The organism is Brucella tritici (genome assembly GCF_008932295.1).
Lineage (GTDB): Bacteria > Pseudomonadota > Alphaproteobacteria > Rhizobiales > Rhizobiaceae > Brucella > Brucella tritici.
The window spans coordinates 51,977-71,397 of the sequence record NZ_WBWA01000009.1 but is presented as its reverse complement, the minus strand read 5'-3'; the positions used below and the strand labels follow the sequence as shown (position 1 = coordinate 71,397).

Sequence of the window (19,421 nt, the reverse complement as noted above, 5' to 3'; positions counted from 1 at the left end):
ATGTGGGAGCCGGGCAAGGCCTGAGCCTTGCCCGGCAAACGGGTTATTTCTGTGCGGCGGCGCTGTCTTCAATAGCCTGATGCGCTTCCTTGCGGTGCTGCCACCAGTTGCCCAGCAGAAGCAGAATCGGAGCGGCGATGAAGATCGACGACGATGTTGCGATAACGATACCGAACAGCATCGGCACGGCAAAATTATGAACCGCGCTACCGCCCCAGATAGCCATCGGGAGCATACACAGGAACGTCGTCATCGATGTATAAATACAACGGACGAGCACCTGATTGATACTCATGTCGACGATCTCGCGCAGCGGTTTCGATTTATAAAGACGCATGTTTTCACGCATGCGGTCATAAACCACGACCTTATCGTTTACCGAGTAACCGATAGCGGTCAGAAGTGCTGCAATGGCGGTCAGGTTGAAATCGAGCTGGAACAGCGCAAAGAAGCCAACCATCTTCGTGGTGTCGAGGATGAGCGTGATGATCGCGCCCATCGCAAAGAACCATTCGAAACGCCACCAGAGATAGATGAGCATGCCGAGTGCCGAGAGGACGACCGCGATGAAGCCTGAACGGGCCAATTCGCCGGAAACCTTGGGACCGACCACTTCCGTACGCTCGATCTTCACGCCGGGATCAAGCTCGGTTACGGCTTCGCGCATCTTGTTGACGGCAACTGTCTGCGCTTCCTCGCCACCATCCTGACGCTGAACGCGGATCAGAACATCGTTCGGGCTACCGGCAGACTGAAGTGCTACTTCACCAAGCCCCAGCGCGCCGAGTTTTTCGCGCAGTTGTGCCAGATCGGCTGGTTGTGACGTGACGATTTCCGCCTGGATACCGCCCTTAAAGTCGATGCCGTAATTCAGCCCCGGCTTGAAGAACAGGCCAATCGACAGGATCGACAGCACGATCGAGACGCCGATGCCGACGAAGCGGGCGTTCATGAAACTGATATTCGTCTTTTCTGGAACAAACTTCAGGAACGGCTCGATGACGAGCACCTTCAGCTTACGCTTGCGGACGTACCAGGCCATCGCCATGCGAACCAGCGTCACATCCGTGAACATCGAGATCGCAATACCGAGCATCATGGTGATAGCAAAGCCACGAACCGGACCGGTGCCGAAGGTGAACAGCAGCAAGGTCGAGATCAAGGACGTAACGTTCGCATCCACAATAGTGGAGAAGGCGCTATGGAAGCCCTTATCCAGCGCGGCCATGGCCCCGAGGCCTCGCCGCGTTTCTTCGCGAATACGTTCGTTGATGAGAATATTGGCGTCAACCGCGATACCGATACCGAGAATGATACCGGCGATACCGGGCAAGGTCAGCGTTGCACCGATAAGGCTCAATGCGGAGAAGGTGAGCAAGGTGTGGAGCAGGAGCGCCACATTGGCGATGGTACCCCAAACGCCATAAAGGAGCTGGATGAAGACCGCGACAAGCACGAAGCCGACGATACCGGTAATGAGGCCCATCTTGATGGCATCGCCGCCAAGGTCCGGACCAACCGTACGTTCTTCGATGACGGTCAGCGGAGCGGGCAGGGCGCCAGCGCGCAGGAGGGCCGAGAGGACGACGGTATCCTGAACTGTAAAGCTGCCGGAAATCTGGCCCGAGCCGCCGGTGATCGGTTCACGGATGACGGGTGCGCTCAGCACCTTGCCATCAAGCACAATTGCAAACGGACGATTGACGTTCTTTGTCGTGATGTCGGCGAACTGACGTGCGCCGAGACTATCGAAACGGAAGGACACGATCGGCTCATTGGTGCGCTGGTCGAAACCTGCACGCGCATCGGTAAGACGCTCGCCGGAAAGGGCAACCTGATCCTCGATCGGGTACTTGATGTTTGGGTCCTTGGAATCCGGCATGATGGTCACGCCAGGAGGCGGTGCATCGTTCGGATTGGCATCGGCGACCATATGGAAGCTCATCTTCGCGGTGCTTCCGAGAAGTTGACGAAGCTGAGCCGGGTCCTGAAGGCCAGGAAGCTGAACCACGATACGATCCGAGCCTACACGCTGGATGGAGGGTTCAGCGACACCGACCTGGTCAACGCGCTGACGGATGATTTCAAGGCTCTGCTGGAGAGCGGCATCAAGACGGTAGTTGAAGCCTGCCTCTGTCAGCGTCAGGCGCACCTGATTGTCAGTCGAGGCAACATCGATGTCATTGATTGCCGTACCGAAACCGCTGGTATTGACCTGCGATATCAAGGTACGCAATGCCGTTTCCGCCTTCGAACGCTGGTCGGCATCAGGGATGGTCACGACAACGGCATCGCCGACAGCACGGATCGACTGTGGCTGGATACGTTCGGCGCGCAGCTTGCTGCGGGCATCGTCAAGCAGAGAACGCAAACGGTCCTTTTTCAGGCCGGCTGCATCGACTTCAAGCACGAGATAGGAGCCGCCGCGCAGATCGAGGCCGAGCGTGACCTGACGCTTCGGGAACCAGGACGGCATCGCGTCAAGGTGCTTTTGGGTGAAGAAGTTGGGCAAGGCAATGATGATGCCGATCGCAACGATCAGGCTATACAGCACGACCACCCATTTCGAAGTACGCATGGATTAAGGTTCCGGTTGGTACGCCCCAATTGCCACTTAATATCAAGTGGCGGTACGGGCATTGTTTGTAATGGCGTTAGGATTGGTAAGGGCCAATCATCAAGATTGGCACATTATGCGCTTTTCGGAGGCGCACGGGCAGAGCCAAAATGTCCCTGCAAAACTGCGAGGCGCCGGAAATTCTGCGCCGCTTCGGCTGATCTCGTCTTTGGAGGAAGAATCGCTGCCGTTGCAACAGGGAGTGCTGCTCCAGTACGATCGAGATAAGCGGTTTTGATCTTCGCTGCGATAGCTTCGATCAGGATTGCCCGCATGGGCTGTGGTGAAGGGGTAGACTGCTGGCGAACAGGTGTTGCTGGACTGCCTTCGACCTGCCTTGCGACAATGCCGCCGGAGTGACCGCGAGCCGCATCGTCATCGAGCGTTGAAAAATCCACGGCGAACAGAAAAGCTGTAAACGACAGGACGCACGTAACGAACAGCATGAAACCATGCCGTTTGTGCTGCTCCGTGTTTTTCATGCCCTTCATCAAATCGCCAAGACTTTCTTTAGAGTCTATCCGTGGAGTTGAGCCAGCTTTTCACACTCATTGCGAATCCTCATTAATCATTTGTGTTCGCACGAACAAGGAAATACTGGCATCAAGGCTTGTCTAATACGGTATGGGTCCGCTTCCTACACGCTACAATATCTTGTAAGCAGCCACGCCTTGCATCCGTTTTAGGGCGCTTTATGTTGAAACCATGTCTTGTTTAACGGCAGAATTGAATTGGCATATTCATCGACGTTTCGTGTTCTTGCATTTTCTCTTCTGATCAGCGCTCTGCCGCTGGGCAGCTTTGCGCCGGCTTTCGCGCAGGACAACAAACAGCCAGCCCCGCAGGCAACACAAGCTGCACCAGCCGCTGCTTCCCAAAGCGATTCAACCAAGCAAGCGCCCGCTACCACTGATCAGCAACAGGCTCCTGCGCCCGTTTCTGGTGTCGTTCAACAGCAAAAGCCGGTTATCAATGACCTGAAGCAGCAGACAAAGCGGATCAGCGACCAGCTTCCAAAGGCTGCTTCGAACGATGAATCACTGGCCAACCTCAAGCTTCAACTGGACTCCCTTTCAAAGAAGCTTCTGGAGGCTGGCGTTGCATTTCGCCCGCGCCTCAGTGAGATCAATACGCGACTGGAGCAGCTAGGGTCTGCGCCATCCGGCGATCAGCCGCCGGAACCGGCAATCGTCAGTGAAGAGCGCGCCCGGCTGACCGCTGAGAAGGCTGAAATAAATGCCGTTGTCGGCGAGACGGAAGATACGTCGCTTTCCGTCAATCAGATGTCCGCAAAAATCGGCGATATGCGCCGGGATCTGTTTACAAGGACACTTTCCCAGCGTGTGAACATCGATACAACGCTCGGCACGGAGGTCGCATCAGCCGCCAGCAACCAGATGGTTTCGCTCTGGCGTATCGTTCAGTCCTGGTGGCGTTTTGTTAGCACGTTCAAGCTTAAATCATTTCTTGCCGCCGCCTTTTTCGCGTTCGTGGCCGCTCTGGTCATCCAGATCGGGGCAAGACGCGTTCTAGGCGCGATTTATCAACGCGATCCGACGATTGAATCCCCATCGTATCTAAGCCGCCTTTCAGTGGCGTTCTGGTCTACGGTGATACCGTCGGCGGCTGTTGGTGTTTTCCTAGCGACAACGTACTTTTTTCTCAATTATTTCAATGTTTTGAGAACGGATATTGCTGCTCTTTTCCGGTCGTTGTTCATCGTGCTGGGGCTTGTTTTCTTCATTCATCGGTTGGCATCCGCCTGTATCAGTTCGGATATGCCGCAGTGGCGACTAGTTCCGGTCGCACCCCGACCGGGGCGTGTTTTGGGCTGGCTGATAACGGGAACGGCGCTGACAAGCGGGCTCGATTCCTTCTTCGGGACGGTCAACCAGATACTCTCGTCGCCGCTGTCCCTGACGATGGCGAAGAGCTTGCTGGCCACCGTGATGGTCGGTGTCCTTATTCTGGCAATTGCCTTCCTGAAGCCCGTAGAGCGGGAAAAGGATGGCGCCGTCCGGTCATGGCCGCGTGCATTCCGAACATTCCTCATCATATTGGGGCTTTTGCCAATTCTTGCTGCCGTGTTCGGCTATATCGGCATGGCGCGCTTCATATCGCAGCAAATTGTGGTGACAGGCGCTTTCCTTGTTACCATGTATATGGGCTTCCTGACCGGTCGTGCGATTTCCGAGGAGCAGGCTTTCGCGTCCAGCCAGATCGGCAAGGCAATGCGGGAGCGTTTTCATTTCGATGACGCAACCCTTGATCAGCTTGGTCTTCTGGCGGGCATTCTGATCAATCTCGTCGTTGCCTTGATCGGTATTCCGCTGGTTCTGATGCAGCTCGGCTTCCAGTGGGCGGAACTGAAAAGCACCTTCTATCAGTTGATGACCGGGTTCCAGATCGGCAATATTTCGATCTCGCTCATGGGACTTTTGACGGGCGTTCTGCTGTTCGTGATCGGTTATCTGCTGACGCGCTGGTTCCAGAACTGGCTCGATAACAGCGTCATGGCACGCGGGCGTGTCGATTCCGGTGTTCGCAATTCTATCCGCACAGTCATAGGCTATGTAGGGCTTTGTCTTGCGGCTCTGATGGGCGTATCGGCGGCAGGGTTCAATATGTCGAACCTTGCACTTATTGCCGGTGGTCTGTCTCTTGGTATCGGTTTCGGTCTCCAGAATATCGTCCAGAATTTCGTTTCCGGTCTTATTCTTCTCGCAGAACGTCCGTTCAAGGTTGGCGACTGGGTGGAAGCCGGTACAGTCAGCGGTATCGTCAAGAAGATCAGCGTGCGCGCAACGGAGGTGGAAACCTTCCAGAAGCAATCGATCATCGTGCCGAATTCGACGCTTATCAACGGTAATGTCGGCAATTGGACGCATCGCAACAAACTTGGACGCATCGATATTAATGTGCAGGCTTCCTATACGGCAGAGCCTCGCCGGGTTCATGCATTGCTTCTCGAAATCGTTCGAGGCCACCCTTCGATCCTGAAGAACCCGGAACCTTTTGTTTCGTTTCAAAGTATGAACGATTCACTGATGGTCTTTGATGTTTACGCCCATGTGGCCGACATAACGTCGACAGGCGGCATCAAGAACGAACTGCGGTTCCAGATCGTCGAACGCTTCCATGAGGAAGGCTTGCATCTGTCCTCGTCCTCGACTGATCTTGTTCTCAAGGGGCCGGAAATCGAGAAGCTTTCGGAGCTGATGCAGAAGGAAAAGGAGCTTTCCTCTGCGGCCGGGAAGAAAAAGGCGAACGCAGTGAAGCCCGAAGCGAAGGAAGATACCGACGACCGCGCTTGATGAACATTTCGTTCAGTTGCAGTTCAGTTTTGTCCGCTTATAAAGAAGATGACAGAGGGCAATAGGGCTCATGCGACATCGGACATATCGCGGCGGGAGCGATGGAAAGGTCGGGACGGTATGAACAGAAATCAGGTCAACAGCTTGGGTAAGCTTGTTCTTGGTGCAGCAGTCGGCTTTGTAGTCTTGGCAGGCAACGCATATGCGGCCCAGATTTCCAACAATGATAGTGGGCCTCAGACGATTGTGGTCACCGAAGGTGCTTCCAAGCGCGAAATGATCGTCGCGCCCGGTGAAACTGTCGAATTTTGCGCCTCGGGCTGTTTCGTGACCTTTCCGAACGGAGATCGCGAAGCTCTGACTGGCGGCGAAACGATTACGCTCAGCGGCGGCAAGGCTACCTTGAAATAGTCTTTCCATTTCAGGATGCAAAAAAGCCGAGGCACTGCCTCGGCTTTTTATGTAGAAGATGTCTCGGTTAGCTGCGAGGCTTGAGGTTTTCCGGGTCGTAGAGAGGCTTGTAGCCAATCGAGGCGACTTCAACCGGATAAGTCTCGCCGAAATATTCCACGCTCAGTTTGCGGCCCTCCTGACAATAGGCCCACGGCAGATAAGCGAGAGCAATGTTTTTGCCAATGGTTGGACCATACGCGACCGAGCTTGTGAAGGATCGACGTCCAAGTTCGTCGACGAGTGTCTCTCCTGTTTCCGGATTCTGTACCGGCATGATGCCGACAGGATAACGCGCGACGCCCCTGGAATCCACATTGTCGGTCATGACGAGTGTGCAGAGCATCGCAGGTTGGTGTTCGCGGGAGCGGTACTCCACATGCTTTTCCCTGCCGCGGAAATCCGCTTCCTTGACCTTCGGACGAGCAAGGTCGGCTTCGAGAAGATTATACTCCGTCAGCAGATCGGCGTTCTGCAGCCGCAGGCTCTTTTCCATGCGACGCGTGTTGGCATAGGTCTCGACGCCCACCGCAATCACGCCGGTCGAGCGAAGCGCATCCCAGACGGCAAGGCCGTCTTCGTAACGCATATGCAGTTCCCAGCCTTGTTCACCGACATAGGAAATGCGGAACGCGGTAACATCCTTGCCCGCAATCCGGATTGGCTTGATAGCAGCGAAGGGGAAATTTTCCGCATCAAGACCTTCCGGGTTCTCAACGACCTTCTTCAGGTTCTCGCGCGCATTCGGACCCCAGATGCCGATGGTGACGTATTTTTCCGTCACATCGGTGATTGTTACGTCAAAGCCCTTATCTTCGGCCACACGGCGCATATAGTGGAAGTCGCGAGGCCCTGCATCGGCGCCATTGATCATGCGGATGCGGTCTGCCATGCGGATTGCCGTGAAGTCGGCGCGCACCATGCCTTCGTCATCAAGGAAGTGGGTATAGATACCCTTGCCGATATTTGCATCGCCGCCAATCTTGGCAGCGCACAGCCATTCCATCAGCTCTACATGGTCAGGACCTTCGATATCGTACATCGCAAAGTGCGAGAGATTGATAATGCCGCAATTTTCAGTCAGTTCCAGATGTTCGGCATTGGAGACGCGCCAGAAATGGCGGTTGTCCCATTCGTTCTCACGTACTGGTACGCGATCACTATATTTTTGGAGAAGGTGCTCATTGGCGGCATAGCCATGCGCACGCTCCCAGCCGCCAAGCTCCATAAAATGACCGCCAAGTTCCACTTCGCGCTCATAGAATGGCGAACGGCGGATATTGCGACCCTTTGAGAAGGGTTCACGCGGGTGGACTGCCGGATTGTACACCTTCATCGCCGTTTCTGTGCAGCGATCCCAGATGAACTGCTCGGTCATCTGATGCGGATAGAAACGGGAATAGTCGATGGCGTGATGGTCGATTGATGTGCGGCCATCCGTCATCCAGTCCGCGATGAGCTTGCCCATGCCGGGACCGTCCTTGACCCAGATGGCGACTGCATACCACAGACCGCGCACCTTCTGGCTTTCACCCATGGATGGACCGCCATCGGTCGTGACCTGCAGGAAGCCGTTGAAGGAGTGGCTTTCGTTGTAGCCGAGTTCGCCCAGAATAGGTGTCAGTTCGATTGCGCGCTCAAGCGGTTCCAGAATCTGGTCCATCTCAAGATCGCGCTGCGATGGCGAGAGACGTGCTTCGTGCTTTTCCAGAAGGTCGCGCGGATGACACAGGCGCGGGTTCTTTTCTTCGTAATAGCCCCATTCGATCTGGCCGCCTTCGGCAGTCTTCGGGTCGCCAGTGTCGCGCATATAGGCAGAATTGCCCTGATCGCGCATGAGTGGCCAGCCGATTTCCTTGCCGGTGCCTTCAAACTCGTTATAGGGGCCGAAGAATGTCAGCGGATGGTCGATCGGCATGACGGGCAGGTCTTCCCCCACCATTTCGGCGATGAGGCGTCCCCAAAGGCCAGCGCAGATAATGACATAATCAGCTTCGATGGTGCCGCGATGGGTGACGACACCCTTGATGCGACCGTTTTCGACCAGCAGTGACTGGGCAGGCGTGTTGGCAAAGCTCTGCAACTTGCCAGCAGCTTCCGCCTGATCGATCAGCTTGCCAGCGACAGTCTGCGAACGTGGGATAACCAGACCGGCATCCGGGTCCCACAGGCCGCCTTGAACCAGACTTTCCTCGATAAGCGGGAATTTCTCCTTGATCTCTGCCGGTTCCATCAGCCGGGCGCGGGTGCCGAAAGCTTTACCCGATGCGACCTTACGCTTGATTTCATCCATGCGGGCATCGTCGCCAACGCGCGCCACCTCGATGCCGCCAACGCGAGCGTAATGCCCCATCTTTTCATAAAAATCGATGGAGTAGAGCGTTGTCCAGCAGGAGAGGAAGTCATGGCTCGTCGCATAGCAGAAATCTGACGCATGGGCGGTCGAGCCGATATCAGTCGGAATGCCGGACTTGTCGATGCCGACGATATCGTCCCAGCCGCGCTCGATCAGATGGTGTGCCACCGAGGCTCCAACGATGCCGCCAAGCCCGACAATCACAACTTTCGCCTTTTTTCGAAACTCTGCCATTTTATGCGTCCCTAGAGCATTTCCAGCAAAAGTGCGAAGCGGTTTTGCGTCGGATAATGCGTGAAAAAGATGGATAGAGCGATTTCAACGACTCCGTAATAACTGGAACCGCTCTAGTTGGTATTTGACAAAACCATAGTCGTTGGCTGGGCGCGACATTTGCCTTTATACGACATATTCGCAGCGTCAGACGACTGCATCGCAGCTTCTGGAAATCCCGGAAGGTTGAGTATCGGCTGTCCTGTTCGCGACATATCCAACAATCCTGCATCCACAGATGGTTCGATCTGTGAAACTGATTCCGGAAAAGCCTGTATGGTTTTGATTTTATTTTGAAAGCTGACAGAAGGGGAGCTGCTCCATTCAAGATGCAGCTCTATCTTTCTTTGATGTCGTGCTTAAGCGGCGATGAGCATTTTGCGCTCTGCCCGTTCCTGTTGTGGCGAGCGTCCGTATAATTCCCGATAGCATTTGGAAAAATGCGACGCCGAAACAAAGCCACAGGCGACTGCGACCTCGACCACAGGCATGGACGACTGCAACAATAGATGCCGTGCGCGATCGAGTCGAATTTCCAGATAATAACGTGCCGGAGATCGGCCCATCTCCTGTCGGAAAAGACGCTCCACCTGACGCCGCGAAAGACCAATCGTATGGGCTACATTGATCAATGCCTGCGGCTCTGAAAGATTGGCTTCCATCATCTCGATGATGGTCAATACCTTGGAGTTCTGAATGCCGAGCCGGGCACGCAGCGGCAGGCGCTGGCGATCCTGCGGGCTGCGGACACGATCAGTCAGCGCCTGTTCACAAATCTTGTTAACCAGATTGGCGTCGAAATCATCTCCGATCAGTTTCAGCATCATATCGAGAGAGGCCGTCCCGCCTGCGCAGGTGTAAAGATTGCCGTCGACCTCAAAGAGATCGGCATAGACCTCGGCCTTAGGGAAGGCTTCCGAGAAGCCCGGCAGGTTTTCCCAGTGAATTGCACAGCGCTTGCCAGATAAAAGTCCGGCAGCGGCCAGTATATGGGCGCCGGTACAAAGCCCACCGACTGCCACGCCGCGATTATATTCTTCGCGCAACCACGCAAAGACCGACTTGTTCCTGAATTCTTCCACATAAACGCCGGAACAGACGAATACCATCGAGGGGCGCTGCTCGCGCTGGAGGAAGCGTCGCTCGTCTTCCAGCGATGCGTTGACTGCGCATTCCACACCATTGGATGCGGTCACCGGCTTTCCGTCAACCGATGTCAATCGCCATCGATAGGCATCATAGCCCAGCATCCGATTTGCGATGCGCAGCGGCTCGATGGCCGTTGCGAACGCAATCATCGAAAAGTTTGGAACAAGAAAAAAGACAATAGACCGCTTAACCGATGAAGCCTGGATCATGCCCGATCGTTCCCATTCTCGAAGGCTCTGACTGCGGTTCCCGACGCAGCTGAAGCCTTGTGTCTCCGTCACGACTCCGGGTGGTTTTGGGCCCGGTTTTTCCCGGTCGCTTTCAGACCGGTGTTCCTGTCGCGTCAACCCGGATTCACAGGGGGACGGTGATGGCGCAAACAAGACAGTGTTCTATTGAGACACAGAACGGGTAGGTTGCAAAGTGCGGCTAAATGCCTGCCGCGAAAAGGTAATTCAATGTCGGGAAATTGAGGGCGGGTCGTATGATCGCCCTCAACTGGCTTTACTTCCCACGCTTGAACTCTTCCGTGTTTTTGGCGATGCCTGGCAGACGATCATCCACGTTCGGCCAGCCGATATCGTGCAATATGTGCTCAGGCAGCGCTTCCAGAACACGACGGCTCCGTCTCACGCGACGCTCGAAAGACCAGATTTCCACCTGCTTTTGCACTTTGGCGTAAAATTCGAGCAACCAGGATGGTGCGTTCGCAGCGGATGATGTTGCCGTAAAGCGCATGGCAGTTGTCCGTCCGTTGGGAGCGGATTGGCACTGAATGGTCATTTTCTCTCTCCTCATTCAGAAGGTTCGGTTGATACGCTCGCTGCAGCTCTGCTTGTTCGTGTCTTGAATGTGCATTCGGCTTGACGTTCAATCAAACGAAATATAGAAAGGTTTAAGATCAGAAAATTTGAACAATGTACTGAAAACGGAATCCGTGATGACAGCGCCCGTTCAACACCCCCTTCCAATGCTCGATATTGATGTGCTGCGCACATTCGTGGCGATTGCCGATACGGGAAGTTTTTCCTCTGCGGCGAACGCGGTGTTTCGCACCCCGTCTGCGGTTTCGATGCAGATCAAGAAGCTGGAAGAACAGATTGGCGTTGCAGTTTTCGATCGGGATGCACGCTCGGTGACGCTGACAAGCGATGGCGAGATTCTGCTTGGATATGCGCGTCGTCTTCTGGCGCTCAATCGAGAAGCAGTTTCGAAATTTGTAGCGCCCACGGTGACTGGCGTTGTTCGATTGGGCTCGCCGGACGATATCGGCGAATGCGTGCTGCCGCTGGTGTTGAAGCGTTTTGCTGAAAGCCATCCCGGCGTAACGGTCGATGTGGTGATCGACCAGAGCAGCAACCTGCGCAAGCGGCTCGATGAACGCCGACTGGATGTGACGCTGATCAATGTATCTCATACGATATTGAACAAGGGCGATGTGGAAGTTCTGCTGGACGAGGAGCTGGTTTGGGCTGGTGCCAAATGCGGTACGGCCTATCGTCGGGAGCCTCTGCCGCTTTCCATTTGGGAAGAGGGCTGTGCCTGGCGTGGCAGTGCGCTGGAGGCGCTTGAAAGCAGCGGCCGTCCTTACCGTATTGCCTATATGAGTTCGCATTCGACGGGACAGCGTGCTGCGATCATGGCTGATCTCGCGATTGCACCGTTCGGTAAAACCTTATTGAGTGACGGGATCGTTGCCCTGGGGCCGGAGCATGGTCTGCCTGCTCTGGGCCGCTATCAGCTTGGCATGGTTGTGAAGCCCGAAGCTGGCCCGCACATTCAGGTTGTTGCCGACCATCTGCGAAGTGTTTTCGAAGGCTACCGCCGTTCCGGGCGCTTCGAGACGTTTCGTTCCTGCTGATGGCGGTTCACAGTTTATTGGGATGGTTACTAATGCATTCTCTTGCCAGTGAAAAACGCTGCGCTAGATTTATTTTGTGACAGCCGAGTGAATCGGCTTCACCGCCAGATGCCGGGCAGGGGCTTCGTATGTGGCGGGAGGCATAACTGGTTTGAATAGACTTGGAACTCTATGCATCTGCTCCTTCAAAAGAGCAGAAAAGCGCATCCCATTGGAGAGACTGTCATGAAGCTGACCCGACTTGTCCCTGTTGCTATCGTTCTCTGCGCATTTACGCTTGCGTCCTGCGCAAATACTGTTCGCGGCGTTGGTCGCGACGTAAAGGGCACCGCCCATGCGGTTCAGGAAACTGTAGAGTAAAGAGAACAGAAGGGCCCGGGTATACCGGGCCTTTTCTTTATGGAGCCAGAAAATAGCTGACTGTTATGTGCTTGTCCGGTCGGGTTTTGTATTGAATATTGGTGGTGGCGATGCTGTTTTGAGGCACGGGAATGTTCGCATTCTGCAATAATGCTGCAATGCGGTCATTCGGTACAGCACTACCAAACCACATGACGAGCACGGGTGGTGTCAAATGCGCTCTGGCGTCTGGCGTTTCGGGATGCACCACACGCAAGGACGAGTCAAACAATCTGAAATTGCCCGGTATCTGCGCATTGTCCGTCAGGATCGTCTTGAACGGACCTTTCGCCTGCACTTCTTCGTAAAGGTGCCGATAGTCGAGTTGGCCATAGGGCGGCGAACTTGAACCGTAAGTCAGATAATAGCTTAGGACCGGCGGAACGATGAGTGCAACGACCGCACTGACGACGGCATAGTCGATCAACGCCCTGTTTCCGATCCGGTATCGGGCAAAAAGGCTGGCCATTAGTGCCGGAGTGAGGAACAATACCGGCTGCAGCCAACGATCTTTTACGTTATTTGCGCCGGTGGCGACAACGCCGACCAGAACGATAACCAGCCCGACGAGAATCAGGAGGCGTATGAACTTCTCGCCGACAGCGAGCGGTGTAGACGGTGCCGTTCTCTTTTTCCAGTGAATGAGCGCGATAATGCCCGCGATTGCCAGTGCAAGGATCGAGAACAGAAACGCTGCTTCAACGAGGCTCTCGACCCCCATCAGTCGATCGAACACAACATTGCCCGAAGCGCCGATCTCGAATTTGTTGGCGCGCGCCAGGACGCTTGATTTGTGGGCCAGCATCCAGAATGCAGTGGGCCCAAAGCAGATTGCAAATGCCAGGATTGTAACGAAGCTCAACTTGGAAAGCAGTATGCGGCGATATTCTGGAATAAGAAGTCCCGTCACGATCAACATGAGCAGGAAGAATGAGGCATTGAACTTGCCGAGAAGCGCGGCCGCCATGGCGGCGCCAAGCGCGGCAGCGGAGCCTGCATGACGCGCGCGCATATGCCAGGCAAAGGCCAGAAAGGCCCAGCCACAACCCGCTGTTCCTGCAACCGAATGCGTCAGGGCGCGCTGCGATTCCCATCCGATCTGCGGGATGAGAAACAGGCCAAGCATGCTGGCTGAAGCGACGATGCGCGAAAAGCCGAGCAGTCTCATGGCACCGTAAACGCTCAGGAAAAGGCTGGCGAGAATGCTGAACTTGACGATCTGGAGCGTGAGCATCGATGTGCCTAGCACTGACGCTACCAGATTGGTGATCCATGTATAAAGAGGGGGCTGCGACCCGCCATACCCCCAATCCAGATAACCGATATTGGCGAGTTGTTCGGCGTCATCGAGACCGGCGCCGTTGGAAACGACGGTGACAAGAATGGTCTGGAACGCGAAATAGCACAGCACGAAAACTACAGCCAAAGGCAGGCCGAAAAGCCTCCTGTCGGCAGTGGAAACAGCGGTGGCTGATCGTTGTGCAGTCAAACTCATTGCCCTGAATAAAAAATAATCTGTGCAGGCTTCACCGGAAGCGTTCTGCATTTCACAGGATTATGTCCGGATTTCAATCGGACGGCTCAAAAAGCTTTGTAACAAAGGCGTGTAATTGTGCAATTTTGCGGGATCAAGAGCAACGGGCCAGATTTAGGCAACTATTCGTAGGCCTAAATGGCAAAAACCGCGCTGCCAGAGGTGCACGGTTTTGCCAATTACGCATGGCATCTCCGCCGAACAATACACTGGCGGGATATACTGAGCTCCGGTACGCAGTACCAGATCCGGAGCGTCGAGCCGGGGTGAACCCGTCTCTTGCTCCTTTCTAGCCCAACATCGTTACCGTACGGTTATCAGAGACTTAAGCAAATCTAAACAATGCAAGTTTTTTGCATTGGCAATTGTTTACTTGGTTCCGGATTTGGCGCGCAGGTAATTGATGATGCCCGAAAAGTCTTCGCCGCCGTGACCTTCACCGTCAAAAAGGCTGTAAAGTTCCTGTGCATGTGCGCCAAGCGGCGTTTCCGCGCCAGCGCTTTGGGCGGCTTCCTGTGAAAGTTTGAGGTCCTTCAGCATCAAAGCTGCCGCAAAGCCGGGCTTATAGTCGCGGTTCGCCGGTGATGTCGGAACGGGCCCCGGAACAGGGCAGTAGGTTGTCAGTGACCAGCATTGCCCCGATGACGTTGACGCCACATCGAAGAGCGCCTGATGGGACAGGCCCAGTTTTTCAGCCAGGACAAAGGCCTCGCTGACACCGATCATCGATATGCCGAGGATCATATTGTTGCATATCTTTGCAGCCTGTCCTGCACCGTCGCCGCCGCAATGAACGATCTTTCCGGCCATGGGCTGCAGGATCGGTTCTCCGCGTTTGAACGCCTCGTCGCTGCCACCAGCCATGAAAGTCAGCGTACCCGCCGAAGCGCCGCCAGTGCCGCCGGAAACAGGCGCATCAATGGAAAGATGTCCGTGGCTCGCGGCCAGTTCATGTGCTTTGCGTGCCGAATCCACGTCGATTGTGGAGCAGTCGATGAAAAGTGAGTCTTTTCGAGCTTTTGGTGCAATATCTTCATAGACAGAGAGAACGTGCTTTCCTGCTGGCAGCATGGTAATGACCACGTCGACGTCAGCAACTGCATCCTGCGCGCTCGAAGCTATCGAGAGACCATTGGCCTTCGCTTCATCAAGATGTTGCGGCAAGAGGTCGAAGCCGCGGACGGTGTGACCGGCTTTCACAAGGTTGGCGGCCATCGGGCCACCCATATTGCCAAGGCCGATAAATGCTATTGTGGCCATAATGAATTCCTCCCTTGGCGGTTGTTAACTGGAAGTACGTGTATCTTATCCGAAAGCCGTTCCACACTTTTCGGGATGCACTTTAAAATCAACGTCCGATCATCTGGCGCGCAATGATCACACGCATGATCTCGTTTGTACCTTCGAGAATCTGGTGCACGCGCAGATCACGGACAAGCTTTTCGATCCCGTACTCATGCAGATAGCCGTAGCCACCGAAAAGCTGCAGCGCTTCGTTCGCCACATTGAAACCCGTGTCGGTAACGAAGCGCTTCGCCATGGCTGACCATTTGCCTGCATCATGTGTTTTGCGATCGAGCTTGCTTGCAGCGGTGTAAAGAAGCAGGCGCGACGCGGAGAGTTCGGTTTCCATATCCGCCAGGCGGAATTGCAACGCTTGAAAGCGATCGATTGTCTGGCCGAAAGCCTTACGCTGGCTACAATATTCAAGCGACTTGTCGAGTGCCGATTGCGCGCCGCCGAGCGAGCAGGCGGCAATATTGAGCCGGCCGCCGTCAAGTCCTGCCATCGCTATGCGAAAGCCGGTACCTTCTTCGCCGAGAAGGTTTTCAGCGGGGACGCGACAATTATCGAAAATGACGGTTCTCGTCGGTTGCGCATTCCAGCCCATCTTGAATTCATTCGCACCAAACGAAAGGCCGGGTGCATCTTTTGGCACAACGATGGTGGAAATTCCCTTGGGACCGTCCTCACCGGTACGCACCATCGTCACATAGACATCTGTGGCGCCTGCACCGGAAATGAACTGCTTGGAACCGTTGAGAATATAATGGTCGCCATCGCGTGTGGCGCGTGTTCTAAGCGCGGCGGCATCCGAACCAGATCCGGGCTCAGTCAGGCAATAGCTGGCAAGCGATTCCATCGATGTGAGCTTCGGCAGAAAGCGCTGGCGCTGTTCGTCGTTACCGTAGGTGTCGATCATCCACGCGGCCATGTTGTGGATGGAGACAAAAGCTGAGAATGAAGGGCATGCGGTTGCCAGCGCTTCAAAAATAAGCACTGCGTCGAGCCGTTTGAGTGCCGAGCCGCCTACATCTTCACGCACATAAATGCCGCCCATGCCAAGCGGCCCGGTCTCTTGCAATATATCGACCGGGAAATGTTTTTCGCGATCCCATTGCAATGCATACGGGGCAACGCGATCACTGGCGAAGGCTCGCGCCATATCCTGAATGGCAAGCTGATCTTCGTTCAGTTCGAACTGGTTCTGGTCGGCAGCATCCATGGTTTCCTCTCTGTAGCACCGTACCTCTTCCCCTGGACTAGATCATAACCGTGGAGGGCTGCCAACGCTCCACTGGAATAATGTTGCTCACATTTGTAATAAACTGATGCGCATTTTTGCATAGATGCTCGCCGATCAAGGTCCCGTTGCCAGCGAGTTCAGTTTAAGCTACGCAGCAGTTTATGGCACGCGCAATTATGTTTCAGGGAACGGGTTCGGATGTCGGCAAAAGTGTTCTTGTTGCCGGACTATGCCGCGTTGCGCGCAATCGCGGTCTCAATGTTCGTCCTTTCAAGCCGCAAAACATGTCCAACAATGCAGCGGTCAGCGACGATGGCGGTGAAATCGGCCGGGCTCAATGGTTACAGGCATTGGCTTGCGGTGTACCGTCGTCTGTCCATATGAACCCGGTACTCCTCAAGCCGCAGACCGACATGGGTAGCCAAGTCGTCGTGCAGGGAAGGGTGCGGGGCGAAGCGCGCGGGCGTTACTATCAGGAATTGAAACCGCAACTCATGGCGGCTGTCATGGAATCCTTCGCCAGGGTCAGTGAAGGCGCGGACCTTGTGCTGGTGGAAGGGGCAGGGTCGCCGGCTGAAATCAATCTGCGGGCTGGCGATATCGCCAATATGGGATTTGCCACGCAGGCCGATGTCCCGGTTGTTCTCGTCGGCGACATAGACAGAGGCGGCGTTATCGCTTCTCTCGTCGGCACGCACACTATTCTTTCCGAACAGGACCGCGCCATGGTTCGCGGTTTTCTGATCAACAAGTTCCGGGGCGATATCTCGCTTTTTGATGACGGGCTGGCTGCCATTACCCGGTTTACCGGCTGGCGCTCTTTCGGCGTTGTCCCGTGGCTGAAAGCGGTATCGAGACTGCCAGCCGAAGATTCTGTCGTTCTTGAGCGCGCCGTTCGCGGAGACAAGAAGTCACTTGTGGTTGCTGTGCCGATGTTGCCGCGCATCGCCAATTTCGATGATCTTGATCCGCTAAAAGCTGAACCGGATGTAGAAGTGGTCATGGTGCCGCCCGGTTCGAGCATTCCCGGTGATGCGGGTCTTGTCGTTCTGCCGGGGACGAAGTCCACGATAGCCGATATGCAGGCGGTTCGTGACAATGGCTGGGATCGCCAATTGTCTGTCCATGTGAAACGAGGCGGTCATGTGCTCGGTATCTGCGGCGGGTTCCAGATGCTTGGTCGCCATATCAGCGACCCGTCCGGTCTCGAGGGTCATGTACGCGACATTGACGGTCTTGGGCTTCTCGATATCGAAACTGTGATGGAGCCTGAAAAGGTGGTCCGCAATGTGCAGGCGATCTCGCTTCTCCATGATGTGCCGCTGCAAGGTTATGAAATTCATATCGGCCGAACGACCGGACCGGATATGGGGCGTCCCTTCGCCCGCATTGGCGAGCATGACGATGGAGCCATATCGCCAGACGGGCGCATCACGGGGACTTATCTCCATGGTGTTTTCAATGCGGATGAATTTCGCCGGAGATTTCTGGAAAATCTTGGTGTGCGGAGCAGTTCGGTGAACTATCGCGCTGGCGTTGAAGCTGCATTGGATGAGCTGGCCGAAGGGTTGGAGGCGTGTCTTGATATCGATGCACTGTTTAACTTGAAATGAGGTCGTCAATCATCGGTCGCGATTGACGCCGATGGGGCGAAAGCCTAGTGTCAAAACCATGCAACAGGTCTTTGCCGGGACGAATCCCGGCGATACCAAAAAGGGAATGCGACGGACGGACCCAATCCGGGCGTCTTTATCGCAGCCGACCCCGCGACTGTAGAGCGGTGAGGGATGAGGCAAGCCGGGCAGCCGGTAACCACTGGAAGCATTAACGGCTTCTGGGAAGGTAGCTTCAATCCCCGCGACCCGTGAGCCAGGAGACCTGCCTGTTGCGTGAGGGCATAGAGCCTGAACCCCATGGGAGGTCTTTCCCTGCTGCCTGCACGGAGGTTGTCATGGCTGCACGTACTCAAGATTCTGTTTCCAGCACACTCGCAATGCCGCTCGCTGCTCGTCTGGGCACGGCTGTGGTTTCACTGCTTCTCGGTGCGTTCCTGATCTACGGCGTAGGGCTTGCCCATTCCGATACGCTGCACGATTCAGCGCACGATACGCGCCATTCTTATGGTTTTCCCTGCCACTGAGCAGCCTAATCCTTTTGAGAATTGAAGCTGAGCAAGGCTCGATGGCGGACGGCCATCGGCGCGAAATTGCTATTGAGGGACAGAAATGTTGATCCGTTATTTGTTGGCGACACTTGCTGCCGGTCTTCTGGCCGGGCTGCTGGTTACCCCCGCCATGTATTTGAAGACAGTGCCTTTGATCCTGCAAGCCGAAGTCTATGAAGATGCTGGTGGGGGCCACAGCCATGGCGAGGCGGAAGCCACGCCGCATGATCACGGTGCCGCTGCCGCAGATGCTGAAGAAGAAGGCGCCGAACTGCCTTTTGGGCGATTGGGCAATACGATCCTTGCCAATCTCGTAGCGGGAGCGGGGTTTGCCTTGCTGCTTGGTGGCGTGGCCTTGCTTCTAGGGCGCCGCATTACGGTACAGAATGGCATTTATTGGGGCGTCGCGGGCTTTTTTGCTGTCGCTTTTCTGCCCGCGTTGGGTTTGTCACCGGAATTGCCGGCAATGCCTGCGGCTGATCTGGCCGAACGTCAGCTCTGGTGGATTGCAACCGTGGTGCTGAGCGGTCTGGGGCTCTATCTCATCGTGTTGCGCCAGGAAATCTGGGCAAAAATCCTCGGTCTGGTGTTGATCGTGGCTCCACATCTCTATGGTGCACCGCATCCGGAAGACATCTCGTCGCCGATTCCATCACTGCTTGCTTCGCAATATGCAGTCGCATCGCTGGCGACGAACCTGTTCATGTGGGCGGTGATCGGCCTCGCACTCGGCTGGTTCATCCAGCACTATGCATCGTCCGAGATTGAGGGCTGATG

15 protein-coding genes and 1 riboswitch are annotated in these 19,421 nt (G+C 55.2%); of the genes, 7 read left to right on the top strand and 8 right to left on the bottom strand.

The window, feature by feature from the left end; translation table 11 throughout:
* Positions 1-43 precede the first annotated feature (43 nt).
* Entirely contained in the window at positions 44-2,578 is a 2,535-nt protein-coding gene (secD, locus tag F9K91_RS11665; RefSeq protein WP_151555721.1) for a protein translocase subunit SecD, read from the bottom strand.
* Positions 2,579-2,691: 113 nt separating this feature from the next.
* Positions 2,692-3,108, bottom strand: a complete 417-nt coding sequence (locus F9K91_RS11660; RefSeq protein ID WP_151677848.1) for a hypothetical protein — start codon at positions 3,106-3,108, stop codon at positions 2,692-2,694.
* A 240-nt stretch (positions 3,109-3,348) separates the two neighbouring features.
* Between F9K91_RS11660 and F9K91_RS11655 the strand changes: the two genes are divergently transcribed.
* A complete protein-coding gene (locus tag F9K91_RS11655) occupies positions 3,349-5,931 on the top strand; it encodes a mechanosensitive ion channel family protein (protein ID WP_151677847.1) in 2,583 nt (860 codons plus the stop codon).
* A 120-nt stretch (positions 5,932-6,051) separates the two neighbouring features.
* A complete protein-coding gene (locus F9K91_RS11650) occupies positions 6,052-6,342 on the top strand; it encodes a hypothetical protein (RefSeq protein WP_151555724.1) in 291 nt (96 codons plus the stop codon).
* 67 nt (positions 6,343-6,409) lie between these two features.
* Here the strand turns inward: F9K91_RS11650 and F9K91_RS11645 are convergent, their stop codons facing one another.
* The 3 genes from F9K91_RS11645 to F9K91_RS11630 form a co-directional block, all read right to left on the bottom strand.
* Positions 6,410-8,971, bottom strand: coding sequence for a GcvT family protein (locus tag F9K91_RS11645; RefSeq protein WP_151677846.1), 2,562 nt, complete (start codon positions 8,969-8,971; stop codon positions 6,410-6,412).
* 398 nt (positions 8,972-9,369) lie between these two features.
* A complete protein-coding gene (locus tag F9K91_RS11635; protein ID WP_012091847.1) occupies positions 9,370-10,368 on the bottom strand; it encodes a GlxA family transcriptional regulator in 999 nt (332 codons plus the stop codon).
* 295 nt (positions 10,369-10,663) lie between these two features.
* The gene (locus tag F9K91_RS11630; protein WP_061346090.1) at positions 10,664-10,942 is read right to left on the bottom strand and encodes a DUF1127 domain-containing protein; all 279 of its coding nucleotides are present in this window, start codon (positions 10,940-10,942) and stop codon (positions 10,664-10,666) included.
* Positions 10,943-11,099: 157 nt separating this feature from the next.
* On the opposite strand from F9K91_RS11630, the gene F9K91_RS11625 reads away from it, so the two are divergent.
* Positions 11,100-12,020 (top strand): LysR family transcriptional regulator, encoded by a 921-nt coding sequence (locus tag F9K91_RS11625; RefSeq protein WP_061346091.1) that lies wholly within the window; start codon positions 11,100-11,102, stop codon positions 12,018-12,020.
* Between the two features lie 225 nt (positions 12,021-12,245).
* The gene (locus F9K91_RS11620) at positions 12,246-12,380 is read left to right on the top strand and encodes an entericidin A/B family lipoprotein (protein ID WP_012091850.1); all 135 of its coding nucleotides are present in this window, start codon (positions 12,246-12,248) and stop codon (positions 12,378-12,380) included.
* A gap of 37 nt (positions 12,381-12,417) precedes the next feature.
* On the opposite strand, the gene F9K91_RS11615 is transcribed toward F9K91_RS11620, so the two are convergent.
* From F9K91_RS11615 to F9K91_RS11605, 3 genes are all read right to left on the bottom strand, one after another.
* A complete protein-coding gene (locus F9K91_RS11615) occupies positions 12,418-13,914 on the bottom strand; it encodes a glycosyltransferase family 39 protein (RefSeq protein ID WP_151677844.1) in 1,497 nt (498 codons plus the stop codon).
* Positions 13,915-14,322: 408 nt separating this feature from the next.
* Entirely contained in the window at positions 14,323-15,213 is an 891-nt protein-coding gene (gene mmsB / locus F9K91_RS11610) for a 3-hydroxyisobutyrate dehydrogenase (RefSeq protein WP_151651739.1), read from the bottom strand.
* A gap of 88 nt (positions 15,214-15,301) precedes the next feature.
* Positions 15,302-16,459 (bottom strand): isobutyryl-CoA dehydrogenase, encoded by a 1,158-nt coding sequence (locus tag F9K91_RS11605; protein WP_151677843.1) that lies wholly within the window; start codon positions 16,457-16,459, stop codon positions 15,302-15,304.
* 182 nt (positions 16,460-16,641) lie between these two features.
* On the opposite strand from F9K91_RS11605, the gene F9K91_RS11600 reads away from it, so the two are divergent.
* From F9K91_RS11600 to F9K91_RS11590, 3 genes are all read left to right on the top strand, one after another.
* On the top strand, positions 16,642-18,093 hold the full coding sequence (locus tag F9K91_RS11600; RefSeq protein WP_151677842.1) for a cobyric acid synthase: 1,452 nt from the start codon (positions 16,642-16,644) through the stop codon (positions 18,091-18,093).
* A gap of 48 nt (positions 18,094-18,141) precedes the next feature.
* Positions 18,142-18,380, top strand: a riboswitch (cobalamin riboswitch).
* Between the two features lie 51 nt (positions 18,381-18,431).
* Complete coding sequence (locus F9K91_RS11595) at positions 18,432-18,620, top strand: CbtB domain-containing protein (protein ID WP_061346096.1); 189 nt, start codon at positions 18,432-18,434, stop codon at positions 18,618-18,620.
* Between the two features lie 85 nt (positions 18,621-18,705).
* Positions 18,706-19,419 carry a CbtA family protein gene (locus tag F9K91_RS11590; RefSeq protein ID WP_151555732.1) on the top strand — a complete coding sequence of 238 codons (714 nt, stop codon included), beginning with the start codon at positions 18,706-18,708 and terminating at the stop codon, positions 19,417-19,419.
* Positions 19,420-19,421: the final 2 nt, after the last annotated feature.